The organism is Marinifilum sp. JC120 (genome assembly GCA_004923195.1).
In the GTDB taxonomy this organism is placed as follows: Bacteria; Desulfobacterota; Desulfovibrionia; order Desulfovibrionales; family Desulfovibrionaceae; genus Maridesulfovibrio.
Genome location: RDSB01000012.1, coordinates 112,460 through 138,582, shown reverse-complemented (window position 1 = coordinate 138,582; position 26,123 = coordinate 112,460). Strand labels below are relative to the sequence as shown.

The window sequence follows — 26,123 nt, the reverse complement described above, 5'->3', positions numbered from 1 at the left end:
AACTGTAAGTAAAACTCTTTGAATCTTTATTCGGGAAAAGCTTGAAAAGAGCTACTTCTTCAGCCTTGCGCTCACCAAGGCTTGAGCTGTTGAAACAGAAATACGCGACTTTCCCGGCTGTTACTGAGGCCGTGAATTCATACTCATTGGCCCCGAGCATGCTGTCCATGCCCGGAGTCTGGTGCTCTTTCTTAATTTCCGCTGTAGTCTTCACCCTTTTAGCAACCGAAGTCACGATTGCTCTGGTTCCTGTGGGCTGTGTTGCTGTTGGGCTGACTGTTTTGTCTGCGCAGCTATCAGGGCTGACGATGTTGGAGGTTTTAAAAATGTAGGCTGCTCTACTTTTTTTGTACCCAACCACCTCATATTGAGCATTTATAATCTCAATATCTTTAAGACTTGCACCAGCCACACAATAATTTCCATGAATGGCAACCCCACCATCAAGCTGAGCTCCCGGCTCAGTTTTGCCATCAGAAATCATTCTGACTATGCCCCATGATCCTGCATCTGATTGACTTTTTGAAAATAGAAAAGCACTGCTTTTTGATCCGATAAGAGCAAGATCTCCTGATAAGGAAACATTCCTACCGAAAAAATTTTCCGAAAAAATATATGGAACTCCATCATCAGAGATCGGTTCAAGTTTCTTAACTATTCCCCATTGGTCCTTACCCTTTTTGTCTTTGGAATAGACATAGGCTGCTCCGACATTCGCATTAGACCCGACACTGACTCCAGAAGCCCCAACCAGAAGCATATCCCCTGAAGCAGAGAGGCTATCGCCAAATCGAGAATTTTTCATAACATCAGAGCTGCCATCAACTTTTTGTGCAGATATTCTTTTTTCTATTCTCCAATAATCATCGACCTCCGTATTTTTGGAATAAATATAAACAAGCCCTGAGCACAACACTCCCCCAGAATTTCTCGCAGGAGCACCTGCAACAATTTTTCCCTCAACTATAGCTAAAGAGAACGAAAAGCTTAAACCCATCTGACGGTCCAAAGATCCCTGCTCGCTTTGAGCGACAAGTGTCTGATGATACTTCCATTGATCCAAATTATCCGGGTCAGGCAAATAGACCTCAGCACGTCCTTGAGACATAATCCCGGAATAGTCGCTATATGGATGCCCTATGACCATAACCTCATCACAAATAGCAACACTTAAGCCAAACTCACTGTTATGCTCTAACGAACGAGGAGTAAGCTTCTGAATAAAACCCCAATTATCAATCCCCCCTCTATTTCTTCCGAAAACATATGCCGACCCGGCCTTTGCTACACCATTACAAGTGATACTCGGAGCAGTAATCACCAAATAATCATTCGACAAAGCTATAGCGTAGCCCAATTTCATAGAAGATAGGGGTTCCCCAACATCCGAATGAATAATTTTCTTCAGATATCCCCATTTTTCTGCTCCCCCTTTGTTCTTCATAAAAAGGTACACAGCTCCACTCCCTTCACCGGAAGCACCAACAGCTAACGTATCCTTATTCATAGCAGTGGTAACCCCATATTCTGCTCCAGCTTCTCTAGCTGAGTTTGAATTAATTTTCTTAAGCAATTCCACCGAGGGGGAAGCAACAGAAAAGACAGGGCATAAAATCAATCCCAAACAGACAAGGGACAGGGCTGTATTTTTTAGGGCACGCTTTTTACCTATTTCACGTGCGACAATCCCCAACAAGGCGACAATAAATAATCCGCAAAGTTCCACCGCAAAGCCCGCCTGCGGGTTCATCACACACCCGCTGCTGCCGCCGCCTGAAGAAGTGCCCGGAACGACCGGGTCGTTAATCACACCGGGTGTATCATCCAGATCATAATCGCCATTATCTTTTACCGAATAGTTGACTGTGTAAGTTCGCGCGCCTTCAAGGACCATCTTCGAGTCAATGTACTGCCCGCTGTTATTTTCGTCGGTAATCCAGAAGTAGCCCTCATCTTCAGGATTCTTGCCGGGACTGTAGGTAAAACTCTTTGATTCCTTGTCCGGGAAAAGTTTGAACAGGGAAACATCCTCTGCCCCACGCTCTCCAAGGCTGGAACTGTTGAAACAGAAATAGGCCACTTTCCCGGCTGTAACTGTGGCGTTAAACTCATAAACATTGGCTCCGAGCATACTGTCCATGCCGGGTGTCTGGTGCTCTTTCTTAAGCTCTGTTGTAGTCTTCACTCTTTTAGCAACCGAAGTCACGGTTACACTAGTTCCTGGAGGTTGGGTCGCAGTAGGGCTGACTGTTTTATCAGCGCAGCTGATGGCGAGGATTTTAAAAAGATATGCGGCTATGGGTTTATTCTTTTCTGTACTTGCCCCTACCGCACAATAATTTCCATGTATGCCAACACCGCCATCAAGCAAAGCTCCAGACTCTGTTTCGCTATCAGAAATTCTGGCTACCATGCGCCATGGGCATATATCTGATGTGCCTTTGTCAAAAAGAAATGCTCCGCGATTTGACCCAACAAGAGCAAGGTCTCCTGATAAAGAAACTCCCTTGCCGAAGAGACTATCTGCATAAATATATGAAGAACCATCACTTAAAACAGGTTCAAGTTTCTTCACTATTCCCCATTGATCCTTACCATTCTTGTCTTTGGAATATACATAGGCTGCTCCTACTTCATCCTTGGCTCCGACACTGACTCCAGAAGCACCAACCAGAAGCATATCCCCTGAGGCAGAGAGACTACAGCCAAATTGTGAATCTTCAATAACATCACGGCTGCCATCATCATTTTGGGCAAAAATTCTATTCTCTATTCTCCAATACTCATCTACTTTTCTAGAATACATATAGACACACCCTGACTTAACTTTTCTGTCTGAGTTTTTGTTGGGGGCACCTGCAATAATATTCCCCTCGCATATAGCTAAAGAAGACGAAAATTCTAAGTCATACTGGCGATCCAAAGCTCCCTGCTCATTTTGAGCGGTCAGTGTCTGATGATACTTCCATTCTCCCGGATAATCAGGATCAGGCAAATAGACCTCAGCGCGTCCCTGGTCAGGAGTTCCAGAATAAAAACTATACGGATGCCCTATAACCATGACCTCATCACAAACAGCAACACTTACACCGAACAGTCCTGTATCCTCTACGGAGCGCGGAGTAATCTTCTGAACAAAGCCCCAATTATTAATCCCCCCCTTATTCCTTCCAAAAACGTATGCTGACCCGGCCTTACTTTTCCCAATACAATCTTTAAGCGGAGCTGTAATAACCAGATAATCATTTGAAAGAGATACTGCGTATCCCAATTTCATAGAAGATAAGGATTCTCCAACATCCGAATAAGTAATTTTCTTCAGATATCCCCATTTCCCCGTGCCGCCCTTATCCTTTAAATACAGATATACTGCTCCAGCACTCTCAGTCGCACTGAATTTCTCATTTGGAGCACAAATAACCATCGTATCTTTATTCATAGCAACACTGGCCCCATATCTTGCATCAGCCTGCACAGTTCCTGCTCCGGCATCATTAGCATTAATCTTTTTAATCAATTCTACCGGGGTGGAAGCAAGGCAAAAGACAGGACATAAAATCACCCCCAAAACGATCAGGGAAAGGATCAACTTTTTCACAACGGGACTCCTGACAGAGAAATTTGTAAATTGGTAAACTTATAAGCACCGAACAGCCAGCGAGCTTAAATTATTGATTTTACCAAACCCTTCAGGATTGTAATTTGTCAAAATATTTCCACGTGAATTCCCGTGAAAAAAGTCGCAAGCAGCTTATTTATTTAAACTTATACAAAACAAGCGAAGCCCCCTGAAAATAATTCAGAGGGCTTCGTTATTCCTATTTAGCGTAAGTATCTATTCAGCTTAATATTCAAACTTCACTGATGACTGGGCGGCAGAGGCAAAGAAATTTGCAGCCTGATCCTGATAGGCCCGGACTCCGACCATCTGTCTTGCTGAAAAAGATCTACCTTGCCTGTCATTGGTAGACTCTTCTTTTTGCTCGGCATTAATGCCGGTTATCTGCACAGATTGCTTATCTTCTTCGTCAACAACTTCTTCTTTGTTTAATTCCCTTTCTTTTTCCTCTTCATCATCCTTTTTCTTGCGGAAAAAATTCTTCTCAAACTCCGCCAGTGCTTCGGATAACAAATTGCCTTCCTGAGCCTGTTTCTCTTCCGACTTTACAGAATCTATCTCGACCTGCGAGACCTTACCGTCTCCGTCAGAATCAAGCATGTTAAATGTCTTTTCATCCAACCCGCTATCTTCAAGGCTGACCATCTTCTGGGAAGCTGCTCTTGGGCTTTTAACGGCAGATTCTTCCGCCTGCTGCATCTGGACATCAAGCTTGCCCAGCTCGCCTTTCTCCTTTTGCATCTTCTCAAGAACAGCCTGCACTTCAGAAGGAGTGACACTACCATTCCCGTCAGCATCGAGCTTGGAGAACTCTTCCTTTCTTAGTCCTGACTCATCAAGAGTAAGGATACCATTACTATCCTTATCTTTTGATATCATTAATGAATCTAGAAAATCACTCTGCTGTCTTTGCTCTGAAATTCTTGATTCATCGGGAGCATAGCCCGCACTCAGCTGCGAACTTTCAGGACTGTCAATTCCTGAAATACTCATCTAAATACTCCTGGTTTATCCGCACTAAGCGGATGGTAATAATTACCTGGGAAAAAACATTAAGAAATATAAAGCAATTATCATTCCAGCGCTCAGAGATATAACCAGTTCCAATCGCAGAGCTTTTAAGGGACAACCTCAATATTTTTCCCTCAATACATTAGAAACCTGTAGTACTGATATATTACCACTTACATTCCACACTTTGCTAATCTGCTCTAATAAACATTTCAAAAAGGAGACAGATAATGGCTAAGAAAATTCTGATGATCGTCGGTGACTTTGTGGAAGATTACGAAGTGATGGTTCCCTTTCAGGCCCTGCAAGCCATGGGATATGATGTGGATGCTGTCTGCCCGGATAAGAAGTCCGGAGAACAGGTCGCCACAGCCGTGCACGACTTTGAAGCCCAGCAGACCTATCTTGAAAGGCCCGGACACAACTTCACCCTTAATGCAAACTTTGACAGTGTGAATACCGAGGATTATGCTGCTCTGGTGATTCCCGGCGGCAGAGCTCCAGAATACCTGCGCCTCAATGAAAAAGTGCTTGATATGGTTCGCGATTTTTCAGACCGTCCCATTGCAGCAGTTTGTCACGGACCGCAGCTTCTCGTTGCAACCGGAATACTCAAAGGTAAAAAAGTATCCGCCTATCCGGCCTGCGCTCCCGAAGTGCGTCTCGCTGGCGGAGAATATGTTGAAATCGGACTTGATGACGCCATTTGCGACGGCAATCTCATAACCGCTCCCGCATGGCCTGCCCACCCCAAATGGCTGCGTCTGCTGGTTGACCAGATCGGTTAATCACTTCATCCAAGCGATGAGCAAAAGGGGGGGAGCTAAAGAACACAAGAGGTAGAGCAATGTGCGAAATATACGCTTCCACCCCGCCGCCTGAATATGAGCAGGTAACAAAATCCATAAGAATTAACGGTGCTGTGACCAGCATTCGACTGGAGCAACGATTCTGGAATATCCTTGATGAACTTGCAGCTGAAGAACAGACCAGCACAGGCAAATTCATTTCCACACTCCATAACGAAGCATACAGCCTGAATGGAGAGATATCCAACTTCGCGTCACTGTTACGGGTTGCTTGCACAACATATTTAGTTAACAAAGTCGCTTAAAACAGCCTCAAAATTATCGATGAAAGGCCGCCTGAAATATTTCTTTAGGCGGCCTTTTTTGTGGCCATATTGACACGTTTTTTCAATACGTATACATCAAATACATATCGAAACAAAATAATACCGCAACATTTGTTGACTACAAAATCTGAGGTGCTCATGAACAAATTATTTTCCGCTCTCCTGTCTCTACTCATCACCCTTTGCATCTCGCTGCCAGCCTTTGCTGGAACACGAACCATCACAGATATGGCCGGGCGTACCGTGGAAATTCCCGCTAAAGTGGAACGGGTTATCTGTTCCGGTCCCGGATGCCTGCGCTACCTGACCTACCTTCAGGGACAGAATATGATCGTCGGTGTGGACTCCATCGAACATCGCAAGACCAGATTCGATGCCCGCCCCTACGCTATCGCCAATCCGCAATTTAAAAAGATGCCGCTTATCGGTGAATTCCGGGGACACGACAACCCGGAGTTGATTCTCGGACTTGAGCCGCAGCCGCAGGTTATTTTCAAAACTTACAAAGATATGGGTTACGACCCGGATGAACTTCAGGCCAAGACAGGAATCCCCGTAATCTGCCTTTCTTATGCCAGCCTCGCAGCCAAACGCGACACCATCTACAAATCTCTGCAACTCATCGGCGAAGTCATCGGCAAACAGGAACGGGCCAAGGAAGTATGTGACTTCATGGAAAGTAAGATTACTGATTTGAAATCCAGAACCGCAGACATCCCCAAAGCCAAACGCAGAAATTGCTACGTGGGCGGTATTGCCAAGAAAGGACCACACGGCTTCCAGTCAACCGAACCAGCCTATCCGCCCTTCCGTTTTGTAAATGCATTAAACGCAGCCTGCCCGCCCAAGGGTAAAGGCAAGCCCCTGCAGCATGCCACTGTTTCCAAAGAACAGATTGTGGCTTGGAACCCGGAAATCCTCTTTGTAGATATTTCCACCTCCCAGCTGGGAGAGAATGCAGGAGCCATCCATGAGATCAAGACCGACCCGGCTTACCAGTCCCTTGATGCGGTAACTTCCGGCAAGGTTTACACTGTGCTGCCCTACAACTGGTATTCCCGTAACTACGGCTCCATCATTGCTGATGCCTATTATGTAGGTAAAGTACTCTACCCTGAAAGATTTAAAGATATTGATCCCGCAACCAAGGCTGACGAGATATACAGTTTCATGGTTGGCGCGCCAGTTCTGGCGACCATGACCAAAGCCTTCAGCGTAAAAGGTTTTGAAAAGCTGGAGCTGAACTAGGCCATGCATTTTGACGACGGGCAGATACCCGCTGAATATTCACGGCACATCAGGCAGAAGACGTTCTTTATCGCCGCAGGACTGCTGCTGGCCGGGGCTATGCTGGTCACCTCCATAGGCATGGGGCCGGTCTCTATTTCCGCCCCTGAAGCCCTGCTGACCCTGCTGGGAGATACCGTTACCAAACGGTTCGACCTGATCATCTGGAACATCAGGCTTCCGCAAGCCCTGACCGCCCTTGCGGCCGGGGCCGGGCTATCTGTGTCCGGGGCAGTCATGCAGGCCATTCTGCGTAACCCGCTAGGCTCCCCGTTTACGCTGGGCATTTCCCATGCTGCCGCCTTTGGAGCCGCGGTATCGGTAATGCTGCTGGACCTCGGCACCATGGCCAGCTCCAACGTGGGTGCGGTAAATATCAACTCCCCTTACCTGACCACCATGATCGCCTTCGGGTTCAGTCTCGTCGCCACCTTCGCTATCATCGCAATTTCCCGCACTCGCAGGGCCACGCCGGAAGTAATGGTCCTGACCGGAGTCGCTCTGGGCGCGCTTTTCACTGCGGGAACCATGTTCCTGCAATATTTTGCTGACGATGTGCAACTTGCGGCCATGGTTTTCTGGACCTTCGGGGATGTTGCCCGGGCCACTTGGACCGAATTGGGAATAATCAGCGCGGTAACTGCTGCGGCATACATCTGGTTCACGGCCAACCGCTGGAATTTCAATGCCATTGAAGCCGGGGACGAAACCGCCAAGGGACTCGGAGTCAAAGTTGAACGGGTCCGTTTAACCGGGATGCTGCTGGCCTCGCTGGTTACGGCGGTCATTGTTTCATTTCTGGGTATAATCGGATTTGTGGGGCTGGTCTGTCCGCACATGGTGCGGCGCATAATCGGAGATGATTATCGTTTCCTGCTTCCGGCCTCCTGTATTGTGGGGGCAGTGTTGCTGCTTGCTGCGGACACTGCGGCGAGACTCATGCTGGCCCCCAACGTATTGCCCGTCTCGGTTCTGACTGCATTCCTCGGCGCACCGGTCTTTATCTGGCTGATCATCAGGGGGAGCAAATGAACATCAAGGTAAACGGTATAAATTTCAGTTACAACGGCACTCCCGTTCTTGAAGGGGTCGATTTTCAAGTAGACCAAGGCGAGCTGCTGGCAATCCTCGGTCCTAACGGGGCAGGAAAAACAACTCTGCTCAAGTGCATGAACGCTATACACAGGCCCGAACAAGGTTCGGTGCTGGTCAAGGACAAGGATGTTTTCAAGCTGGCATCAGACGACATAGCCCGTTTGATCGGCTATGTGCCGCAACGGGTGGAGCCCGCCCGCTTAACGGTCTTTGATGCCGTACTCATGGGCCGCAAGCCACACATCAAATGGCGGGTCCGCGACCACGATATTTGTATTGTAGATGCAGCCCTGAAACGACTCTCCCTGAACCATCTTTCTCTGCGCTACATTGATCTGCTTAGTGGCGGAGAACTCCAAAAAGTCAGCATTGCCCGCGCCCTTGTACAGGAACCGGATGTGCTTCTGCTTGACGAACCGACCAGTTCCCTTGATCTCAAGAACCAGCTGGAAATCCTGCGCACCGTGCGGGCGGTGGTCAAGGGACACAAAGTCTCAGCGATCATGACCATGCATGACCTGAACACGGCCCTGCGTTATGCAGACAAGTTCATCTTCCTCAAGAACGGCACGGTTTGCGGATGCGGTGGTAAGGACTCTGTCAGCCCGGAAATAATCGAGCAGGTTTACGGCGTGGAAGTGGAAATCGAAATGCGCAAGGGCTGTCCGGTTATCCATCCCGTGGAAGACCTCGAAGCACTTGATTACGAGCACGAACATTCTCATGGACATACTCATGAGATAAGGCAGTAAAAAAAGGACTACATATGAATACTTATTTCTCAGAAGAGCAGATTAAACAAACCATTGATTTTCACGGACACGAATGCCCGGGAGTTGCTATCGGAATTCGTGCGGCGGAGCTTTGCTTGCGCGAACTGGGCCATCACGACGAATCACCAATCGTTGCCATATGTGAAACCGACATGTGCGGAGTGGATGCCATTCAAGCACTGACCGGATGCACCGTGGGCAAGGGCAACCTCATTCTCAAAGATCACGGTAAAATGGCTTTCACCTTCTACCGCAGAGAAGACGGTAAGGGATTCCGGGCCGTGCTTAATCCAGATTTTATCGGGGAATTGCGGGCAGACATGGGCCGACTCATGGGGCTTGCTGATCCTACACCTGAAGAGGAAGAAAAATGCATGCAGGTACGGGCCGAATGCGAAAAGCAATATTACAAAGCCGACCTTGCTGAGATGTTTATCAAACAGGAGCCGCAAATACGAATGCCTCGTCCGGCCGCAATACTTCAATCATTAGTCTGCAAGGATTGCGGAGAAGCCCACATGGAATCTCGTTCCCGACAGTTTGCAGGACACACGCTTTGTCTGACTTGCTTTGAAAAGGTTGAGCAAAAAATTTAATATAAACCGGGCCTCCGTCACAACGACAGAGGCCCGGTTTATATTTAAAGTGCTATGGTTGACAGTTATGCCGGATTCTTAACCTTGTAAAACACGGTGTAGAGCACCGGAACTACAAGCAGGGTCAACACGGTGGCAAAAGCCAGCCCGGCCATGATGGTTACTGCCATGGCTGAGAAGAAAGCATCAGTCACCAACGGGAGCATACCAAGAATAGTAGTCCCGGCTGCCATGGCAACCGGACGGATACGACTCAGAGCCGAATCCACAACCGCGTGGTACGGTTCCTTACCTTCCGCAAGCTCAATATTAATCTGATCCAGTAGCACAATGGCATTCTTGATCAACATCCCGGAGAGAGAAAGGAATCCAAGCAGAGCCATAAACCCGAAGGGTTCCCCGGTTGCAAGCAGGCCGCAGCTGACCCCGATTATGGACAGGGGCACAGTCAACCAGATGATGGCCGGGATTCGCAGATTGTTGAAGAGCATTATAGTTATAAGGATCATGATCAGAAACGGCCCGCCAAGAGCTCCGGCAAGACTGGCCTGAGCATCACTTGAATCCTCATACTCTCCGCCCCATTCCATAGTATATCCGGCTGGCAGCTTCATAGCCTCAATCTGGGGCTTCAGTTCTTTGAAAAGAACTGAAGGCAATCCGACTGTGGGTTCACACGATGCGGTTATGGTCAACATACGGTTACGGGTCTGCAACTTGCCCGGTTCAATATGGGTTTCAAATCCTGAAACGACCTCTTCCACCGGAATCATACGCCCGGCAACAGGGCTGAATATCTGCACATCTCCGATCTGGGTAACATCCAGCCGTTCTTTAGCCGGGGGACGGGCCACGATGGGCAAAAGCTTATCCCCTTCGCGGTAAACCCCGATATTGGTACCGGTAAAAAACATATTCATAGCCTTGGCAAGGTCAGGACGGGTAATACCTGCAATCTTGGCCTGTGCTTCCATGATCACCGGGCTGAGAACTTTTACATCCTGCCGCCAGTCATCACGGATGGACTCTGCATGCCCGGAGCTGAGCATGATATCCTGTGCTTCACGGGAAAGCCGGCGAAGCTCCTTGGTATCAGGTCCGCTGAAACGGACTTCAATGGAAGCCGCACGTCCGGGACCGAGTTTGAATTTCTTAACCTTGGCTTCCGCATCCGGGTAGTTAGCGTTCACATATTTCTTATAACGGGCCATGACCTCGCCGGTGGTTTCGTAATCCTTCACTTCCACCAACAGCATTCCGTAAGAGGAAGCGGTCTTTTCCGGAGAATAGGTCAGGATGAAACGCGGTGCACCCTGTCCGGTGAAGGTGGAGACACTCTTAACCTGCTCATCTTTAAGGATGGCATCGGCAAGTTCATCCACATCCGCTGCCGTGGCCCGGATGTCAGTCCCCTGCGGCAACCAATAGTGAATATAAAAACGGGGCTGGGTTGAATCCGGAAAGAAACTCTGCTTAACAAAGCCGAACCCGTAAATCGATCCTGCCAACATGAGTACAAGAGTTGCCATAGTCAGCACTCTGCGGCGCAAACAGAATTCAAGAATTACCCGGTAAGCCCGGAAAATGAATCCACCATAGGGATCATCGCCTTCACTGATTTTAGGCCGCAAGAACATTTCGCAAAGCAACGGAGTCACGGTTACAGCAGTAATCCAACTCATCATCAGTGATATGAACAGGACAATGAACAGGGAGCGACAAAATTCACCAACCTTATCCGGGCTGAAACCGATTCCGGCAAAAGCCATGATGGCGATGATGGTACCGCCCAGAAGCGGCCATTTGCTCTGCTCCACAACATCCACAGCGGCCTGAATACGGTCCATCCCCTTTTGGTAACGAATGAGGATCCCCTCAATGACTACAATAGCGTTATCCACCAGCATACCAAGGGCGATAATCAATGCTCCAAGGGAAATACGCTCCAGCGCGACCCCGGCCATCTGAATAAAAATGAATGATCCGCAAATGGTAATCAGCAAAATGGCCCCGATGAGCAAACCGGACTGCATACCCATGAAAAGCAGCAGCACGATGATGACGATAGCCACGGCTTCGGCAAGGTTGATGACAAAGGAATTAACCGCGTTATCCACCCTGCTGGGCTGAAAATAGACCTCTTCTATATTGACACCGACCGGGGTCTGGCCCTGTAGCTGCTGCAATTTTGCATTGATTGCATGGCCCAGCTCGACCACGTTAGCTGAAGGATTCCCGGCAATGCCGATGGCAACGGCATTATGCCCGTTAAAACTCATTATCTGGGAAGGAGGACTCTGGTAACCGCGATGTATTTCAGCTACATCGCGCAAGGGAACCAGTCTGCCGGAACCGTCACGGATGAACAAATCCCCGAGGTCTTCAACGGACTCCACCCCGCCGGAGGGGGCGATTTCGATGTATTCCCGGCCGACCTTTACATTACCGGATTTAACAACAAGGTTGCGATTGGAGAGGGTCTTGTAGACAGAATCGAGAGAAACACCCAGTTGGGACATTCTAGCCCGGGATATTTCCACGAATACCGTCTCCTGCTGTTCTCCCCAGACAGATATTTTGGCCACATTGTCTACCAGCAGAAGCTGCTTGCGCAAAAAGGTCACATAATCCTGCAAATCCTGCTGAGAATAACCGTCTCCGGTTACCGAGAGCAGCATACCGTAAACATCGCTGAAATCATCGATAACAAGGGAAGGCCCTGCCCCTGGGGGGAGGAAGGGCTGGGCATCACTGACCTTACGGCGAAGTTCATCCCAGACCTGGGGCAGGGTTTCCTTATCATATTGGTCCTGCACTTCCACGGTGACAATGGATTGTCCCCTATTGGAAATGGAGGTTACCTTCTTGAGTTGTTTAAGTTGCTGGGCCGCCCCTTCAATTACGTCGGTGACTTCATCAGCCATTTCCGAAGGGGTTGCACCGGGATAGTTGGTAACAACCAACGCTTCCTTGATGGTAAATTCAGGGTCCTCAAGACGGGGCATATCCAAAAAGGCTTTGATCCCGCCAAGGAAGAAAACAATTGTCAAAACCACTGAAACAGTTTTCTTTTCAATGGACAGCCGTGCAAGACTCATCCCCGGCCCCCGATTCTACCTTTGAGAATTTTAACTTCCTGACCGTCACGCAGATAATGCGCCCCAGAAACAACAACCTGTTCACCGGGCTTGATGCCTTCATGAATCTCGAAGTTGGCATTAACGATCCGACCCACCTGAACTGTGCGTTTTTTCACCGCACCCTTTTCATAAACCCAGACATACTTGTCCTGATCCGGGTAACCAACCACCGCTGAAATAGGCACGGAAACGAATTTCAACTCTTTATTTTCAGGCATGCTGGCCACAACTTCAGCGGTCATACCCGGGTGAATGGACAGACCGTCAGGATTATCCATTTTCAGGGTAACTTCATAAGTCTGGGTTTCGGCGTTGGCCTTGGTCTGAAATTCCTTAAGTTCCAACTTGAAATCGCGACCGGGATAAGTCTCAAACTTTGCAAGGGCTTTAAAGCTATGGCTGTGTTTTTTGATGAATCCACGAACCCAGATACTTTCCGGTACATCTACAACCACATCAAGGGCTGAGGTGTCCTCAAGCTGAACAATTGGCTCTTTGGCTTGAATAAATTCATGATTCTCCACAGACTTAACAGCAATAGTCCCACTGAAAGGAGCAACTAATCTGGTGTATTGTAGATTGAGCTTGGATCGACGCAATTCCTGAATCAGAGAATTAACCGTGGCCCGACTGCTTTCAAAAGAACTCTGGGCCGAGTCAAAAGATGATTGGGCTACAGTATCTGAGGCCAGCAACTTGCTGTTGCGCTCAAAATTTAGCTTAGCCTCGTTCATGACCGAACGGGCCCCGAGAAGCTTGGCCTCAAGATCGGCTACAGCGGCTTGAAAATCGCGCTGGTCCAGCAAGGCGATAAGTTGCCCTTTCTTTACATAATCCCCTTCTTTCACCAAAAAACGTTCGATCTGTCCGGGAATGCGGAAAGCCAGAGTAGCTTCGCGGGTAGCCTTGACCTTGCCGGGAAATTTGCGCAGTTCCGGCGCATTTTGATCTGAAATTTCCAAAACCCTTACCGGGCGTACAGGCTGTTCAACATGAACCTCCTCCTTACATCCCGGTAAAATCATCATTGCCAATATTAAAAAAAACATTTTGTTACGCATGGTTTCCCCCCTTGCTTTTATTCAAACGCACCTTAATCAATCAGTTGATTAATCGTTGGGTAAAAAAAATTATTCCCAGAGAGCAGGGCTACCGGACTTCAAAAGAAGTGTGACAGTTTTCCGGTAAGCTTCAACTTTTTGGTCATCATCTATGTAGTGTCCGCCACCGAGCAGGTAGTCAGAAAAAATAGTGCCCAAAACCGCAGTAAAACAAATATCTTTCACTTCTTCGGGATGCTCAGCTTTGGCCCCGGTCTTGCCCAGAAACTCAGTGAAGTGATCCCACCCTGTATTGTAAAGATTGTCCCGCAGGTCCTGCAATTCTTCACTATCGTGATTAAGCTCGCGCAGCCCGACAAGGTAGACGTCCCGATTTTGACGGGCATCGTTAAGAAGGGCAGCTACGTTCAATTCAACAAGCTCTCCATGATTCTTTGCTCCGGACATAGCCTTCCTGATCACAGCAATCATCCGCTCGCTAAAGCTGATAAAAATCTCGCGCAACAGTCCGGTCTTACCACCGAAGTAATAAGATATCATGGCACTGTTCACCTCAGCTTCACGGGCTATATCCCTGATTCCAACTGAATTGTAGGAACGTTCGGCAAAGAGCTTGGCACCAGCATTGAATATCTTTTCGCGTTTTGTCATGAGAACCAACTAATCATTTGATTAACACTTGTCAATCAAGTGATTAATTTATTTCAGACGGCACAATTCACTACCAGAGTTGTTTTGTATCTAACTCTTTAAAGACTTCAGGAGCATCAGACTTTTTGCTGATATTTATAACTTCCACCCTACGGTTCTGCGCCCTGCCCTGCGCACTCTCATTGGAAGCGATGGGCTGGGTCTCACCGGCTCCTTCAACTTCAATGCGGGCGGGATCAATATTGAAATGGACTGCAAGATAATTTTTTACCGCTTCTGCGCGCTTGAGACTCAAGGAACGGTTGTATTCATTCTTTCCTGCGGAATCAGTATGCCCGACCAGCTTTACCTGCATGGATGATCCCGAGCCGGAAGTTAGAGCTGCACCGAGGGAGTCCACCACTGGATAAGCTTTCTTGCTGATCTTTGATGAATTAACATTGAACTCAATCTTCAAAAATGCCCGGCCACCCGGATCAGTAATCATGCGCAGAATATCATCAGAATTGGAGGCAAAGCCGTCCTGCCCGGCATAGCTGAACGGTACGCAGGCAAACATAAATATGATCAGAATAAATAATTTTTTCATGGGGACCTCCGGACAAAATTTAAGGGATAACCCCAAAATAACCTGTCCACAGCTTTGGGGCAAGGACTTCAATCCACAGAAGAGTACTGTTTAAAAAATATGTAGAAGCAGGCTGTCTCAATATCCGGGTTTGGAACGGCTCTTTTTTAAATCAGATCGCTTCTTCTTACCATCCATCCTTTTACGCTTAGCCGAATATGGAACTTTAGTTTTGCGCCTTTTACGCACAGGCTTCAAGGCATCGGCAATCAACTTGGCAAACCGGGAGACAGCTTCTTCCTTGTTGCGAAACTGGCTGCGATGCTCCTCACAGGATAGCTGCAATTCACCTTTGGAATTGATACGGCCACCCAGCCTGCTGATAATCAGCCGTTTCTGGTGATCGCTTAGGCTGGGAGAATCCTGCACATGAAAGACAAGAGTCACCTTGGATGAGGTCTTGTTGACATGCTGTCCGCCCGGGCCGGAACTGCGGCTGGCAAAAAAACTAATTTCGTTGTCGGGTATGGACAATATGGGAGTGATACTTATCATAGCTTACGGCTGGATATTCTGTCTTTTGTATGCGTATATGGCGTACGCAGTCTTTAAGTTCGATGCTTCGGGTCTTGCATCGTTCTTACTTTTTTTCAAGGAGAATTTATTATGAAAATCGCACTTCCCTCCAGAGATGGAATGGTCGACGGTCACTTTGGTCATTGTGAAGCTTTCACCATTTTCACTCTTGATGAGTCCAAAAATATCATCGAAGAAGAAAAAATCACCCCTCCCCCGGGCTGCGGATGCAAATCCAGCATCGTACCCACTCTTGCTGAAATGGGCGTAAAAGTCCTGCTGGCAGGCAACATGGGTCAGGGAGCGGTCAACCTCTTGCAGAACAGCGGCATTCAGGTTATCCGCGGTTGTGGCGGCGAAATCAAAGATGCTGTTGCCCAGTGGGCGGCAGGAAACATCACCGACTCCGCAACAGTCTGCGATGACCACGAGTCCTGCGGAAATCACTAGAATTCAATCCAAAGGCCGAAAAATAAATATTTGGAGATAGAAACATGAATGAATGTCCCTGCGGTTCCGGCAATGCTTATGAAAGCTGCTGCGAACCTTACATCACAGGAAAAGAGCCAGCCCCTACTGCCGAAGCGCTCATGCGCTCACGCTATACTGCGTTCGCTGTAAAAAATGTCGACTACCTCGGCGACACCCTCGCCCCGGAAAGCAAGCATGATTACGACGAAAATCAGGTCAAGAACTGGGCGGAAACATCCACATGGCTCGGCCTTGAAATTGTTTCTACCTCCAAGGGGCTTGCAGACGATGAAATCGGCGAAGTGGAATTCATCGCCAAATTCAGGCAGCAGGGAGCGATCCACACCCATCACGAAGCCAGCCGCTTCGAAAAAAGGGACGACCACTGGCTCTACCTTGATGGTGACATCGTCCCCCCCATGCCGATCAAGAAAGATAAAAAAGTAGGACGCAACGAGCCCTGTCCCTGCGGCAGCGGCAAGAAATACAAGAAGTGCTGCGGTTAACCGCAACCTTCCACAAGTCTGAATATGATAAAACCCCCGCTCCTTGGAGCGGGGGTTTTTATTTTTGATAACAAATCTTTCTTAAAAACTTATGAAGTAAGCCCGTGAACGGAATCCCGAACCCAGAAGAGCAAGTTGAAGTTCTCGGCAAGACCTTCCTTGATCTTGTTCAAGGTGGCCTTGTCCATATCGTGGATACGGATGAAAACATGACGCATATTTTCCTGCTCCGGCTCATAGGAAGTCAGAATGGACATGACCCGTCCGCCGTTATCCTTGAGGTAATCGAGTACACCGTTGAGCGACCCCGGCTCATTGGAAAGGGCCAAACCAACCTGCACACCACCGTCAAGCACACCGGTGATATTGATCAGAACCTTGAAAACGTCGGTATTGGTAATAATACCCACACACCTTTTTTCAGCATCTACAATAGGTAGTCCGCCGATCTTGTTCTCTTCCATAATCACGGCAGCCTTTTCCACGGTATCTTCAACGGAAACAGAGACCAACTTGCGGGTCATGATATCCTTAACCTTGATCTCAGAGAGCAGATAGTAAAGCTCATGCATATCAAGGGTGGTAGCCTTGGAGGGGGATGCTTCCTTAATGTCCCTATCCGAAACGATGCCGACCAGAACGCCTTCTTCATCGACAATAGGCAATCTGCTGATGTCATTATCTTTCATCAATTTGGCTGCCTTCATCATGGAACGGTCATGAGAAAGAGTGATAACGTCTTTAGTCATCCAGTTCTTAACCAGCATGGGGAACCTCCTTAGGGCCGTCGGCCTGTGATGTTTCTATAAGATGATCAGCTGAACAATGCAGTTCAATTTAGCTTGATACTAAAATTTCCATTTTTCTACTTATATGATTATATAAACAAATCTCTGCGGTCAATGATCATGAACTTAAAAAGGCTGGGACCACACATTCTTGAAGAAGAATATTATTCATGCATAACTCATCCGAAATGCTGAAAGGATCAAGCCTTACGAAAAAACAGCCCCGGTGCGATTTCAGGATTATCAGAATGCAAAATAGCCTGCGTACCGGAATGAACAACATCCTTGGGTTCACCATTGGTCGCTTCAAAGGAATAACTGCCAGACTTCACAAGAATCCTTTCCAGGCCTGGAACAAGAATATGCACATCGCAATCATTTTCCCAACGGGCTTTTACTGAAATAAGCCAGCTTCCGTCTTCACGCTGCTCAAGCACACGTCCCACAACAGGTTTGCGTTCCTCCTTGGATGGAGGCTGGGCAATGGTGCTGGGACCTGATTTTTTAAAAAATGCAGTAGTCAGTGGACGGGTAGCGGCATTGGTCAGCTCAGCTATGGCGTTTGCGGGCAACGGTCCGCCCTCCTTGGCCTTGTCGATGACTGTACGGTAAACATCCACCACCTGCGCCAGATAGGAAGAACTTTTGGTGCGCCCTTCAATCTTCAGGGAAGTAATACCCTGCTTGGCCAGCATGCGGACGTAATGCACAAGGCAAAGATCTTCGGCGGCGAAAAATTCAGTATAGCCGTCATGCTCAACCGCCTCCCAGACATCCTGACCGGGGCGGGTCTTCTCCTCAACGCGCAATCCGGTGGCTTTATACTCAAAACGACAGGGATGGGTGCAGCGACCCATGTTGGCTGAACGGTCATTGAGCCACGCGCTCAGAAAACAACGCCCGGAGATCGCCATACACATGGCCCCGTGCACGAACATCTCCAGCTCAATATCCGGGCACTTTCCGGCAATGTCGGACACATCGGCTGCGGAAAGCTCGCGGGCAAGGTTAACCCTTGAAGCTCCGAACTTCTGCCAGAATTTTGCGGCCTCACTATTTCCGGTATTTGCCTGAGTGCTGATGTGTACCGGGATGTCAGGCAGAACCTCAGCAGCAAGCATAAGTACGCCCGGATCGGCAATAATAAGCCCATCCGGGGGACATTCAGCCAATTTTTCAAGATCAGCACGAACCTTGGCAAGATCCTTTTCCTTGGGATAGGCATTGACGCAGAAATAGACCTGCACATTGTTATTACGGCAGAGTTCAAAAGCAGCAGGAAGTTCTTCCCACTTGAATCCGGCTCCGGCGGAACGCAGGTTCAAATCCCCGGCACCAAGGTATACGGCATCCGCACCGTAAGTAACGGCGGTTTCAAGCTTTTCCATATTCCCGGCAGGACAGAGTAATTCCGGCATTTCACCAAGGATGGGGCGGGCAATATCAGGATTGTCAGTTTTATTTTCAGTAGATGTATTCATGGTCTGATTTAAATAATGTTAAATTTTTAGCCCTCTGGACAGCCTGTAGGCCTTGATCCCGTCAAGCACACTATGATGCACAAAGAGCTTTCCGGCACCCTTGCCGAGCTGGATATCCGGTTTTACAGAACCGTGAAAATCCGATCCTCCGCTGGGCAACAAATCATATTTACGGGCCAGATGCTTAGCGACCCCGGTCATCTCAATGGTGTGGGAACTATAATAGACTTCAATTCCTTGCAAACCCATTTCCTTTAAACGACCTACTTCCCGATCCAGCACATCTTCATCCCTGCTCAGCAGAAAGGGATGAGCCAGAATGGGGGTCGCATCCGTAGAGCTTAACAGCTCGAAAGCTGCCTCGGCTGAAAGATTATTCTTGGGAAAATAAGCTTTGCCCTTTTTGCCAAGATAGTCAGTAAAAGCCTCGTCAAAACTCTTCACATACCCTTTTTCGAGCATGATCCGGGCCATATGCGGCCTGCCGATGGTTCCGGCGGCATGACCCTGCACCTCTTCCATGGAGATGTCAAAGCCGAGTTCCTGCAATTTAGCAACAACAGCCTCATTGCGCTCAACCCGGCGTGCTCGAACCTTCTCGAAGACACGTTTCAACCGTTCCGAATAGGGGTCCACCCAAAGTCCCACAATATGCAGGACACCGACCTTGCTCTCCACGCTGAGTTCGCATCCGGGGATAACTTCCACCCCCACCTTAACTCCAGTCTCAAGAGCTTCTGGAAGCCCTTCCATAGTATCATGATCGGTCAGGGCCATAGCGGCTAGACCGGCTTCTTTCGCAGCCCTGACAAGTTCGGCAGGGCTAAAAGTTCCGTCCGAGGCAGTGGAATGGGTATGCAGGTCAATGGCAGACATAATAATCTCCGGTATGATAATCCTTAACTCAATATAATCATCATCAGCGCAGTGGGAAATGCGGGGTTGAGGAATTTGTTTTCTATAGTTATAGGGTAGTGATCAAACAATGCGCAAGGAGTACCTTTATGTCTTTAAATAAAGAACTGGTTGATATACTCGTCTGCCCCAAGTGCAAAAGCGAGCTGGAACTCCTGAACGGGGAGACAGGCCTCAAATGCGATGCCTGCAATGTTATCTACCCGGTCAAGGATGAAATCCCGATCATGCTCGTTGATGAAGCTGTTCCCGCTGATAAGTGGGAAAACCAATAATTAAAAATACAAAAAATGCGGACAACAGCCAGTTGGCTACCCGCGAACAACAAGGAGTTTCCATGTCCCAAGCCAAAGACGGCGACAAAATCCGCGTTCATTATGCAGGTTCCCTTGAAGATGGAACTGAATTTGATTCCTCATACAAAAGAGGTGAGCCTCTTGAAATCGTTCTCGGTCAGGGAATGCTGATCAAGGGCTTTGAAGATGCTGTCACAGGCCTCACCGCTGGCGAAAAGGTAAAAACAACCATCAGCCCCGAAGAAGGCTACGGTCCCTACCACGAAGAACACACTTTTGAAGTGGACCGCAACCAGATTCCACCGGAAATCAACCCCGAAGTGGGCATGATGCTCCAGGTTAACACCGATCAGGGCGTTACTAACGTAACCATCAAATCCGTTAGCGATGAAAAAGTTGTCCTCGACGGCAACCACCCCCTCGCCGGACAGACCATGATCTTTGAAATCGAACTACTTGAAATCCTAGCATAGATTTCTAAGGGCTTTACGCCCTGAATAGGAATAGAAAATCCCCCGCACGATTATTCGTGTGGGGGATTTTCTCTTTTATTTCAGAATCATAAAAAAAAACGGCTTAAATTTTATGTAAAATTTAATTTTTCCAATGTTGACAACTTGAATTGAATGTATATTTGTAATTCAGACGAACAGAACAGGAGGTTATTTATGGTTATCGACTTTGGTTCATTCTATAACTTTCCGTATGAGTTTGACAAAATATTCAATGATGTCTTTAATCCTCATCATCCAAGAAGGAGAAAAACATCATACCCTCCGCTGAACATAAGTGAAGACGGAAACAACATATATATTCGTGCGGAAGTCCCCGGAATATCCATCGAAGACATGGAAATTAATATTACCGCTAAAGATCTCGTCATCAAGGGAGAACGGAAATTACCCCAAGGAAGATACTTTCGTCAGGAAAGACCGTCCGGTGTATTTCAAAGAATAGTATCTATCAACACTACGATAGACATTGACAGTGTTACTGCATCAGTAAAAGATGGAATACTGAACATTGCTCTTCCTAAAATGGAAGCATCCGCACCCAGAAAGGTCGGCATCACTATCGAATAAGGGGGATCAACATGAGTACTGAAAGACATATGGAAAAATACAGCCCCGCAACTGACATAGTTGAAAGCGAACAGGGCTTCTACATGTACATGGACCTACCCGGCGTAAGCAAAGAAGAACTTGAAATCGACCTTGATGAGAACACTCTCATTGTTTCCGGCAGAGCAGCAGCGGTACTGAAAGAAGGCGAGGAATTCATTGATCAGGAATTCTGCGAAGGTGAATACTCCCGCCGATTTACCATCGCCGATGTTGTTGACCGGGAAAACATCAAAGCCAACCTAAAAAACGGCGTGCTGGAACTATTCCTCCCCAAAATGCCTGAAGTCCAACCCCGTAAGATTAATATTACCAACGAATAAAAAGCCTCACTCCTTATATACCCCTCGAAAAGGGCTCCCTTGCCACTGGGAGCCCTTTCCCTTTACTGCTATTCTACGCCCTGCTCATTCAAAAAAGCTCCTAATTCTTTGTCAGTCTTCAGAATATGGTTTCGCAACCAATCGGCAAGATATTTAAATACCTTAACCGGCTCAACAGGATTACCAGACCTAACCAACAAATCGAGAGCTTCAGCCTTCACGGTAAAGTCATGATGCATTTTTTCATGCTCTTTAAAAGCGGGATACCCATATCGCTCCATCAACTTATCTTCAGTGGAAAAGTGACCTAATGCGTAATCATGCATATCCTTCACCAGTTCTTTAAGAACCTTCTCCTCTTCCATATTTTTTACCGAGTCGTAAGCCTTATTAATCATAGCGAGAAGCTGCATGTGCTCAGTATCAATAATCCGAACTCCCACAGACAGATCCTCGTTCCATTCTAGAATCGGCATAATTACTCCTTATATTTTCAGACAAAACCCTTCAGTCCATAATTCATGCAATATTTAAAAATTCACTTACCACTTTTCATTACACAAAAAAAATACTTTCCAGCCCTCTCAAATTTGCCCGCTCCGGCTGTTTCTGGTAAACCGCACTAAACCCTTCCAAGGAGGAAAACTTAAAATGAAACTTTTCAAAATATTGCTGGTCAGTGCCCTTTTCTGCGCGGCCCTTTTTGCAGGAACCGCCAATGCTGCCGAGTCCAAGGTTTTCGTTAAATTACAAACCAACATGGGTAACATCGTGCTGGAACTGGATAAAGCCAAAGCCCCCATTACCGTGGAAAACTTCCTGCGCTATGTAAACGAAGGCCACTACAGCGGAACCATCTTTCACCGCGTAATCGATGGTTTCATGGTTCAAGGCGGCAACTTCGATAAAAACATGAAGAAACGTGCCACACACGCTCCCATTAAAAACGAAGCCCGCAATGGCCTGTACAACGACAAGTACACCGTAGCCATGGCCCGCACCAATGATCCCCACTCCGCCACCGACCAGTTCTTCATCAACGTTAAAGATAACGCTTTCCTCAACTTCAAGTCCGAATCCGGCTCCGGCTGGGGCTACGCTGTTTTCGGCAAGGTCATCGGCGGGAAAAAAGTTGTCGATAAAATCGCCAAAACCGTAACCTTCCGCAAAGGCCACTTTGATGATGTTCCGGTTAAACCGATCACCATTATTAAAGCTGAAGAGCTTAAGCAGTAAGCGGCGGCTTCCATTTGAGTTTATAATACCCTGTCACGGCGTGACAGGGTATTTTTTTGACAACCACCCCCCGAACTTTTATGTAAGTGCATACTACAAGCTTCTAAATTCATTCCCGGAGGAAATTTCATGCACCTGAAGAATAAAATAATCCTTTCCCTCATCATCGCCCTCACACTTGGGCTGGCCGGATGTCAGTCCGCCTATTACAAAACAATGGAAAGTTTCGGCTACCACAAGCGGGACATCCTTGTTTCAAACGTGGAAAAAGCCCGTGAATCACAGGAAGAAGCCAGCGAACAATTCAAGAGTGCGCTGGAGAAATTCAGTGCCCTGACCGGATTCCACGGCGGTGACCTTCAGGAAACATACGAACGCCTCAATGATGAATACGAGCACAGCGAAGCAGCGGCTCTGGAAGTACGCAAAAGAATCGACTCAGTTGAAGAAGTGGGAAATGACCTTTTTGATGAATGGAATACTGAACTTGACCAGTACACCAGCAGAAAACTGCGCAATGAAAGCCGGGTCAAACTTTCCAAGACTAAGAGCAAGTTCAAACGACTTCTCTCAGCCATGCGTAAAGCAGAAAAGAAAATCGATCCGGTGCTCAATGTTTTCCGGGATCAGGTTCTCTACCTGAAACACAACCTGAACGCGCAGGCCATTGCCTCGCTCAAGTCCGAGTTGACCACCCTTGAAGCCGATATCGGCAGGTTGATCAAGGAAATGCAGCGTTCAATCGATGAAGCCGACGCCTTTATTAAAGAATTGAAAAAGAATTAAACGAAAAAATCCCCGGCACTTTATGTACCGGGGATTTCTTTTCGCGCTTGTTAATCTAATGCAGCGAAAAACGGTCTAACCGTTAACCACATGCAGCTGTTTTTTTACAAATTCCAATTCATCTTCAGATTGACTTTCGGCCTGCTCAGCCAGAGCCTGAGCACAAAAAGTAAGCATTACATCCGTATCCAGACCCAGCAGAATGGAGCCGTTGGAAACGATACAGGTCTCGCCCTGATCTTCCATCAGGTATGCCCTTTTCTCGCGTTCCTGACCGTTTCTGGTTGCAACGGAATAGCCTGTGCGTCCTTTCTCAGTGCTGAAAATCTTTTCCGAGACCAGCTCCCCGCTGTCCTCACTGTAATTGAGGGATTCATTTTCAAGCTTTCCGACAAAGGAAATCTGGCCGCCAAAATCATTTTCCAGAGTCACCCGTTTAAGGGCAGCTGACTTTTTCATGATCCTTGTCCACCGATGTTTCTCAAATGGGCAGTTTCAGTTGCTCAGAACCTTTCTTGTCATCCTTCCCTTTCTTAGGAGCCGCCTGCAAGCCGGATTCAATGTATTCCAGCAGGGAACTTTCCGGCACACGCCACTGGCTGCCAACCTTGATACCGCGAATCTTTCCCTCCTGAACCAGCCTGTAGGCAGTTCTCGGGTGGATTCTCAGCGTGTCGGCAATCTCACGTACCGTGTATAGCGTAGGCGAGGGTGTCAAAGATTTATCCTGATTTTTCAAAATTACACTACGATGTAGACGTTATGACACTATTTGTCAAAAAATGTCAAAGAAACTCATCAAAGTCTCTTCTTTTCTGCGACAATACTCCAACAAGCATCAAATCACCCGAAATTACAGAAAATATAACGTGCAGACCGTTCTCAATTGGAATTTATCCACAACCCACTGCCGAAAAATATTTCTCTTTTTTTATTAAAAACACGCAAAAAAGCCCTTCCGGCAGAACCGAAAGGGCTTTTTTGAGTCATCGTAAAGACAGATCTAGAATCTCAACCTAGGATCACGTGGCCATTTACCGTTGTAGCCGTAACAAAGATAAACGGTAAATTTACGGGCCGGTTTCCCACGGAAAGTAGTCTGGATGTGGATGGGCGAGCTGACCCGCTCGAACATCTCCTTCATCTCTTCATTTGTATTGCTATGAAACTTTTTGATGACGTAAACACAATCCCAGCCGACCTTATCTTCAGGACCGGGCCAGAGGTCATACTGGTTCATGCGGCGGTCGATCCACGCGCAATAGGTACGCGGCTGGCCCGGCACATAAAAGGCCAGAGCAGCAGTCATATCATACTCGTCACTCATGACAAAAACCTTGGACGGGTCCTTGAACTGGGTCTTTTCCAACTCCACCACCTGCTGGCCGAGGTCGGTCCAGCCCTTGAGGCGATGAGTAGGATTAAGATGATCCGGCAGGGGTACCAGATTCTGGAAATGAAGAACCATAAAAATAACAATACTCAAGGTCATCCACAGGGAGCGAAAACGCCCTCTGCGCCCCCAGAAGCTCTCAAATGCAAACCCGGCAATCATTACGCCACTGACATAAGAGATAACCGCCCAGTTACCGAGCACCTTGGCGTGAAAACTCCAGACAAAAAAGAAAATCCAAACCGGCAGAAAGAAAACAGAAAGCAAAGCACTTTGCCGATGGTTCAGGTTCATAAGGTTGCGCCCTTTGCCTTTAAGAACAAAAAACAAAGCGGCAAATCCACCGATGAACATAAAAACCAGCCACCACGGAGTAGCCATCCCTACCTGCTCACCAAAAAACGGCAGAAAACGGTCGAAACGCAGCAGGTGTGAAGCCTTATTCCCGGAAGCTCCGATCAGGTGCAGTACATGTTTATAGCCAACGAAACTGTTCTGCATGTTCCAGATCAGGGTCGGCAAAAAGCCGAGGAAAAGTCCCCCGCCAAGCGAAAGAAACAACTTGCTCCAAAAACCGCGTGGAAGCCTTTCCCGGCGCATGAGCAGCAGCCCGTACATAACCGAAAGCCCTGCAAAGCCGAGCATGGTGTACTTGGCCAGAATGCCGACTCCGAAAAAAAGACTTATCAGAACAAAAGGCTTGGTCTGTGATTCATTGGAATCCCGCTCCAATCCCGGAGGATGCGGAATAGAGGCCTTGTACAGAGCAAAAAGAGCGCAACTCCAGCAGAGGATAAAGGGATTATCCGTGGTCATCAGGATTCCAAGAGCCAGATAGACAGGCATGGAATTGTAGATGATCAGGGTCCAGATTGCCGCGATTGGTCTTTTCCACATGCGCGCAACACCCCAGAAAAGTACAATCTGGGTCAAAAATGAGCCGACCACCGAACCGAAGCGAACCCCGAATTCAGTATTACCGAAAACAGATGTCCACAGCCCGATAATCCAGGCAATGAGCGGACCTTTAGAGTAATATGTGAGCTGCATGTGCCGGGTCCAATCCCAATACTGGGACTCATCCTGCACAAGATTGAGCTGCCCGGATCCAAGGAACCAGAGACGGGCAAAAGTACTGATAAAAATTATGGCAACAGCCCAGATTACGGGCTTGCTTTTAAACGAATTATTTAACGATGACACTTAATGTGACCTCCTTGCGAGGAAACTTCTTATCCGAGGCTGCATGAGAAGACAACAGCCCGTTTTACGGCAGATACGCCAAAAAACAAAGC

28 protein-coding genes are annotated in these 26,123 nt (G+C 47.8%); 14 read left to right on the top strand and 14 right to left on the bottom strand.

What is annotated here, in order from left to right; translation table 11 throughout:
• On the bottom strand, positions 1-3,598 hold a 3,598-nt coding region (locus D0S45_13190), incomplete at its 3' end, for a hypothetical protein (GenBank protein ID TIH14760.1).
• A gap of 246 nt (positions 3,599-3,844) precedes the next feature.
• On the bottom strand, positions 3,845-4,612 hold the full coding sequence (locus tag D0S45_13185) for a hypothetical protein (protein ID TIH14759.1): 768 nt from the start codon (positions 4,610-4,612) through the stop codon (positions 3,845-3,847).
• A 248-nt stretch (positions 4,613-4,860) separates the two neighbouring features.
• On the opposite strand from D0S45_13185, the gene D0S45_13180 reads away from it, so the two are divergent.
• The 6 genes from D0S45_13180 (at position 4,861) to D0S45_13155 (ending at position 9,516) form a co-directional block, all read left to right on the top strand.
• Positions 4,861-5,418: a DJ-1/PfpI family protein gene (locus D0S45_13180; GenBank protein TIH14758.1), complete on the top strand. Its 558-nt coding sequence runs from the start codon at positions 4,861-4,863 to the stop codon at positions 5,416-5,418.
• A 59-nt stretch (positions 5,419-5,477) separates the two neighbouring features.
• Positions 5,478-5,744: a DNA-binding protein gene (locus D0S45_13175; GenBank protein TIH14757.1), complete on the top strand. Its 267-nt coding sequence runs from the start codon at positions 5,478-5,480 to the stop codon at positions 5,742-5,744.
• A gap of 159 nt (positions 5,745-5,903) precedes the next feature.
• Positions 5,904-7,013, top strand: a complete 1,110-nt coding sequence (locus D0S45_13170; GenBank protein ID TIH14756.1) for an iron ABC transporter substrate-binding protein — start codon at positions 5,904-5,906, stop codon at positions 7,011-7,013.
• Between the two features lie 3 nt (positions 7,014-7,016).
• Complete coding sequence (locus D0S45_13165) at positions 7,017-8,084, top strand: iron ABC transporter permease (protein TIH14755.1); 1,068 nt, start codon at positions 7,017-7,019, stop codon at positions 8,082-8,084.
• Complete coding sequence (locus D0S45_13160; protein TIH14754.1) at positions 8,081-8,899, top strand: ABC transporter ATP-binding protein; 819 nt, start codon at positions 8,081-8,083, stop codon at positions 8,897-8,899. Before D0S45_13165 ends, D0S45_13160 begins: the two co-directional genes overlap by 4 nt.
• Positions 8,900-8,913: 14 nt before the next feature.
• Positions 8,914-9,516, top strand: a complete 603-nt coding sequence (locus D0S45_13155; protein TIH14753.1) for a formylmethanofuran dehydrogenase — start codon at positions 8,914-8,916, stop codon at positions 9,514-9,516.
• Between the two features lie 65 nt (positions 9,517-9,581).
• On the opposite strand, the gene D0S45_13150 is transcribed toward D0S45_13155, so the two are convergent.
• The 5 genes from D0S45_13150 to D0S45_13130 all read right to left on the bottom strand — a co-directional run bounded on the left by D0S45_13150 (position 9,582) and on the right by D0S45_13130 (position 15,491).
• Positions 9,582-12,614 (bottom strand): efflux RND transporter permease subunit, encoded by a 3,033-nt coding sequence (locus D0S45_13150; protein TIH14752.1) that lies wholly within the window; start codon positions 12,612-12,614, stop codon positions 9,582-9,584.
• On the bottom strand, positions 12,611-13,717 hold the full coding sequence (locus D0S45_13145) for an efflux RND transporter periplasmic adaptor subunit (protein TIH14751.1): 1,107 nt from the start codon (positions 13,715-13,717) through the stop codon (positions 12,611-12,613). Before D0S45_13145 ends, D0S45_13150 begins: the two co-directional genes overlap by 4 nt.
• Positions 13,718-13,786: 69 nt before the next feature.
• On the bottom strand, positions 13,787-14,368 hold the full coding sequence (locus D0S45_13140; protein TIH14750.1) for a TetR/AcrR family transcriptional regulator: 582 nt from the start codon (positions 14,366-14,368) through the stop codon (positions 13,787-13,789).
• A 70-nt stretch (positions 14,369-14,438) separates the two neighbouring features.
• Positions 14,439-14,957, bottom strand: a complete 519-nt coding sequence (locus D0S45_13135) for an OmpA family protein (protein TIH14749.1) — start codon at positions 14,955-14,957, stop codon at positions 14,439-14,441.
• A gap of 117 nt (positions 14,958-15,074) precedes the next feature.
• A complete protein-coding gene (locus D0S45_13130; GenBank protein TIH14748.1) occupies positions 15,075-15,491 on the bottom strand; it encodes an aminoacyl-tRNA hydrolase in 417 nt (138 codons plus the stop codon).
• A 111-nt stretch (positions 15,492-15,602) separates the two neighbouring features.
• Here D0S45_13130 and D0S45_13125 point away from each other — a divergent pair, with 111 nt between their 5' ends.
• Positions 15,603-15,962, top strand: a complete 360-nt coding sequence (locus tag D0S45_13125) for a dinitrogenase iron-molybdenum cofactor biosynthesis protein (GenBank protein ID TIH14747.1) — start codon at positions 15,603-15,605, stop codon at positions 15,960-15,962.
• A 44-nt stretch (positions 15,963-16,006) separates the two neighbouring features.
• A complete protein-coding gene (locus D0S45_13120) occupies positions 16,007-16,489 on the top strand; it encodes a YchJ family protein (protein TIH14746.1) in 483 nt (160 codons plus the stop codon).
• 89 nt (positions 16,490-16,578) lie between these two features.
• Here the strand turns inward: D0S45_13120 and D0S45_13115 are convergent, their stop codons facing one another.
• The 3 genes from D0S45_13115 to D0S45_13105 form a co-directional block, all read right to left on the bottom strand.
• Entirely contained in the window at positions 16,579-17,256 is a 678-nt protein-coding gene (locus D0S45_13115; protein TIH14745.1) for a CBS domain-containing protein, read from the bottom strand.
• 221 nt (positions 17,257-17,477) lie between these two features.
• Positions 17,478-18,758: a U32 family peptidase gene (locus D0S45_13110; GenBank protein TIH14744.1), complete on the bottom strand. Its 1,281-nt coding sequence runs from the start codon at positions 18,756-18,758 to the stop codon at positions 17,478-17,480.
• An 18-nt stretch (positions 18,759-18,776) separates the two neighbouring features.
• Positions 18,777-19,634, bottom strand: coding sequence for a PHP domain-containing protein (locus D0S45_13105; GenBank protein ID TIH14743.1), 858 nt, complete (start codon positions 19,632-19,634; stop codon positions 18,777-18,779).
• A 128-nt stretch (positions 19,635-19,762) separates the two neighbouring features.
• Here D0S45_13105 and D0S45_13100 point away from each other — a divergent pair, with 128 nt between their 5' ends.
• From D0S45_13100 to D0S45_13085, 4 genes are all read left to right on the top strand, one after another.
• Positions 19,763-19,948, top strand: a complete 186-nt coding sequence (locus D0S45_13100; protein TIH14742.1) for a Trm112 family protein — start codon at positions 19,763-19,765, stop codon at positions 19,946-19,948.
• A 62-nt stretch (positions 19,949-20,010) separates the two neighbouring features.
• Positions 20,011-20,442 carry a peptidylprolyl isomerase gene (locus D0S45_13095; protein ID TIH14741.1) on the top strand — a complete coding sequence of 144 codons (432 nt, stop codon included), beginning with the start codon at positions 20,011-20,013 and terminating at the stop codon, positions 20,440-20,442.
• A gap of 195 nt (positions 20,443-20,637) precedes the next feature.
• Positions 20,638-21,051: an Hsp20/alpha crystallin family protein gene (locus D0S45_13090; protein ID TIH14740.1), complete on the top strand. Its 414-nt coding sequence runs from the start codon at positions 20,638-20,640 to the stop codon at positions 21,049-21,051.
• A gap of 11 nt (positions 21,052-21,062) precedes the next feature.
• Positions 21,063-21,413 carry an Hsp20/alpha crystallin family protein gene (locus tag D0S45_13085; protein TIH14739.1) on the top strand — a complete coding sequence of 117 codons (351 nt, stop codon included), beginning with the start codon at positions 21,063-21,065 and terminating at the stop codon, positions 21,411-21,413.
• 68 nt (positions 21,414-21,481) lie between these two features.
• Here D0S45_13085 and D0S45_13080 read toward each other — a convergent pair whose 3' ends face one another.
• On the bottom strand, positions 21,482-21,889 hold the full coding sequence (locus tag D0S45_13080; protein ID TIH14738.1) for a hemerythrin: 408 nt from the start codon (positions 21,887-21,889) through the stop codon (positions 21,482-21,484).
• Positions 21,890-22,064: 175 nt separating this feature from the next.
• On the opposite strand from D0S45_13080, the gene D0S45_13075 reads away from it, so the two are divergent.
• On the top strand, positions 22,065-22,649 hold the full coding sequence (locus D0S45_13075; GenBank protein ID TIH14737.1) for a peptidyl-prolyl cis-trans isomerase: 585 nt from the start codon (positions 22,065-22,067) through the stop codon (positions 22,647-22,649).
• A gap of 135 nt (positions 22,650-22,784) precedes the next feature.
• Complete coding sequence (locus D0S45_13070) at positions 22,785-23,435, top strand: DUF2959 domain-containing protein (protein TIH14762.1); 651 nt, start codon at positions 22,785-22,787, stop codon at positions 23,433-23,435.
• Between the two features lie 75 nt (positions 23,436-23,510).
• Here D0S45_13070 and D0S45_13065 read toward each other — a convergent pair whose 3' ends face one another.
• The 3 genes from D0S45_13065 to D0S45_13055 all read right to left on the bottom strand — a co-directional run bounded on the left by D0S45_13065 (position 23,511) and on the right by D0S45_13055 (position 26,031).
• On the bottom strand, positions 23,511-23,894 hold the full coding sequence (locus tag D0S45_13065; protein TIH14736.1) for a hypothetical protein: 384 nt from the start codon (positions 23,892-23,894) through the stop codon (positions 23,511-23,513).
• Between the two features lie 22 nt (positions 23,895-23,916).
• Positions 23,917-24,153 (bottom strand): DNA-binding protein, encoded by a 237-nt coding sequence (locus D0S45_13060; protein TIH14735.1) that lies wholly within the window; start codon positions 24,151-24,153, stop codon positions 23,917-23,919.
• Between the two features lie 285 nt (positions 24,154-24,438).
• Complete coding sequence (locus D0S45_13055; protein TIH14734.1) at positions 24,439-26,031, bottom strand: phospholipid carrier-dependent glycosyltransferase; 1,593 nt, start codon at positions 26,029-26,031, stop codon at positions 24,439-24,441.
• Positions 26,032-26,123 lie beyond the last annotated feature (92 nt).

Excerpts from the sequence above, each read along its gene's own strand:
- D0S45_13185 (TIH14759.1), bottom strand. The coding sequence starts at position 4,612 with ATGAGTATTTCAGGAATTGACAGTCCTGAAAGTTCGCAGCTGAGTGCG.
- D0S45_13095 (TIH14741.1), top strand. The coding sequence starts at position 20,011 with ATGTCCCAAGCCAAAGACGGCGACAAAATCCGCGTTCATTATGCAGGT.
- D0S45_13085 (TIH14739.1), top strand. The coding sequence starts at position 21,063 with ATGAGTACTGAAAGACATATGGAAAAATACAGCCCCGCAACTGACATA.
- D0S45_13155 (TIH14753.1), top strand. The coding sequence starts at position 8,914 with ATGAATACTTATTTCTCAGAAGAGCAGATTAAACAAACCATTGATTTT.
- D0S45_13125 (TIH14747.1), top strand. The coding sequence starts at position 15,603 with ATGAAAATCGCACTTCCCTCCAGAGATGGAATGGTCGACGGTCACTTT.
- D0S45_13145 (TIH14751.1), bottom strand. The coding sequence starts at position 13,717 with ATGCGTAACAAAATGTTTTTTTTAATATTGGCAATGATGATTTTACCG.
- D0S45_13080 (TIH14738.1), bottom strand. The coding sequence starts at position 21,889 with ATGCCGATTCTAGAATGGAACGAGGATCTGTCTGTGGGAGTTCGGATT.
- D0S45_13075 (TIH14737.1), top strand. The coding sequence starts at position 22,065 with ATGAAACTTTTCAAAATATTGCTGGTCAGTGCCCTTTTCTGCGCGGCC.
- D0S45_13150 (TIH14752.1), bottom strand. The coding sequence starts at position 12,614 with ATGAGTCTTGCACGGCTGTCCATTGAAAAGAAAACTGTTTCAGTGGTT.
- D0S45_13135 (TIH14749.1), bottom strand. The coding sequence starts at position 14,957 with ATGAAAAAATTATTTATTCTGATCATATTTATGTTTGCCTGCGTACCG.
- D0S45_13100 (TIH14742.1), top strand. The coding sequence starts at position 19,763 with ATGTCTTTAAATAAAGAACTGGTTGATATACTCGTCTGCCCCAAGTGC.
- D0S45_13175 (TIH14757.1), top strand. The coding sequence starts at position 5,478 with ATGTGCGAAATATACGCTTCCACCCCGCCGCCTGAATATGAGCAGGTA.
- D0S45_13105 (TIH14743.1), bottom strand. The coding sequence starts at position 19,634 with ATGTCTGCCATTGACCTGCATACCCATTCCACTGCCTCGGACGGAACT.
- D0S45_13165 (TIH14755.1), top strand. The coding sequence starts at position 7,017 with ATGCATTTTGACGACGGGCAGATACCCGCTGAATATTCACGGCACATC.
- D0S45_13090 (TIH14740.1), top strand. The coding sequence starts at position 20,638 with ATGGTTATCGACTTTGGTTCATTCTATAACTTTCCGTATGAGTTTGAC.
- D0S45_13180 (TIH14758.1), top strand. The coding sequence starts at position 4,861 with ATGGCTAAGAAAATTCTGATGATCGTCGGTGACTTTGTGGAAGATTAC.
- D0S45_13115 (TIH14745.1), bottom strand. The coding sequence starts at position 17,256 with ATGCTGGTTAAGAACTGGATGACTAAAGACGTTATCACTCTTTCTCAT.
- D0S45_13065 (TIH14736.1), bottom strand. The coding sequence starts at position 23,894 with ATGAAAAAGTCAGCTGCCCTTAAACGGGTGACTCTGGAAAATGATTTT.
- D0S45_13110 (TIH14744.1), bottom strand. The coding sequence starts at position 18,758 with ATGAATACATCTACTGAAAATAAAACTGACAATCCTGATATTGCCCGC.
- D0S45_13120 (TIH14746.1), top strand. The coding sequence starts at position 16,007 with ATGAATGAATGTCCCTGCGGTTCCGGCAATGCTTATGAAAGCTGCTGC.
- D0S45_13130 (TIH14748.1), bottom strand. The coding sequence starts at position 15,491 with ATGATAAGTATCACTCCCATATTGTCCATACCCGACAACGAAATTAGT.
- D0S45_13170 (TIH14756.1), top strand. The coding sequence starts at position 5,904 with ATGAACAAATTATTTTCCGCTCTCCTGTCTCTACTCATCACCCTTTGC.
- D0S45_13160 (TIH14754.1), top strand. The coding sequence starts at position 8,081 with ATGAACATCAAGGTAAACGGTATAAATTTCAGTTACAACGGCACTCCC.
- D0S45_13140 (TIH14750.1), bottom strand. The coding sequence starts at position 14,368 with ATGACAAAACGCGAAAAGATATTCAATGCTGGTGCCAAGCTCTTTGCC.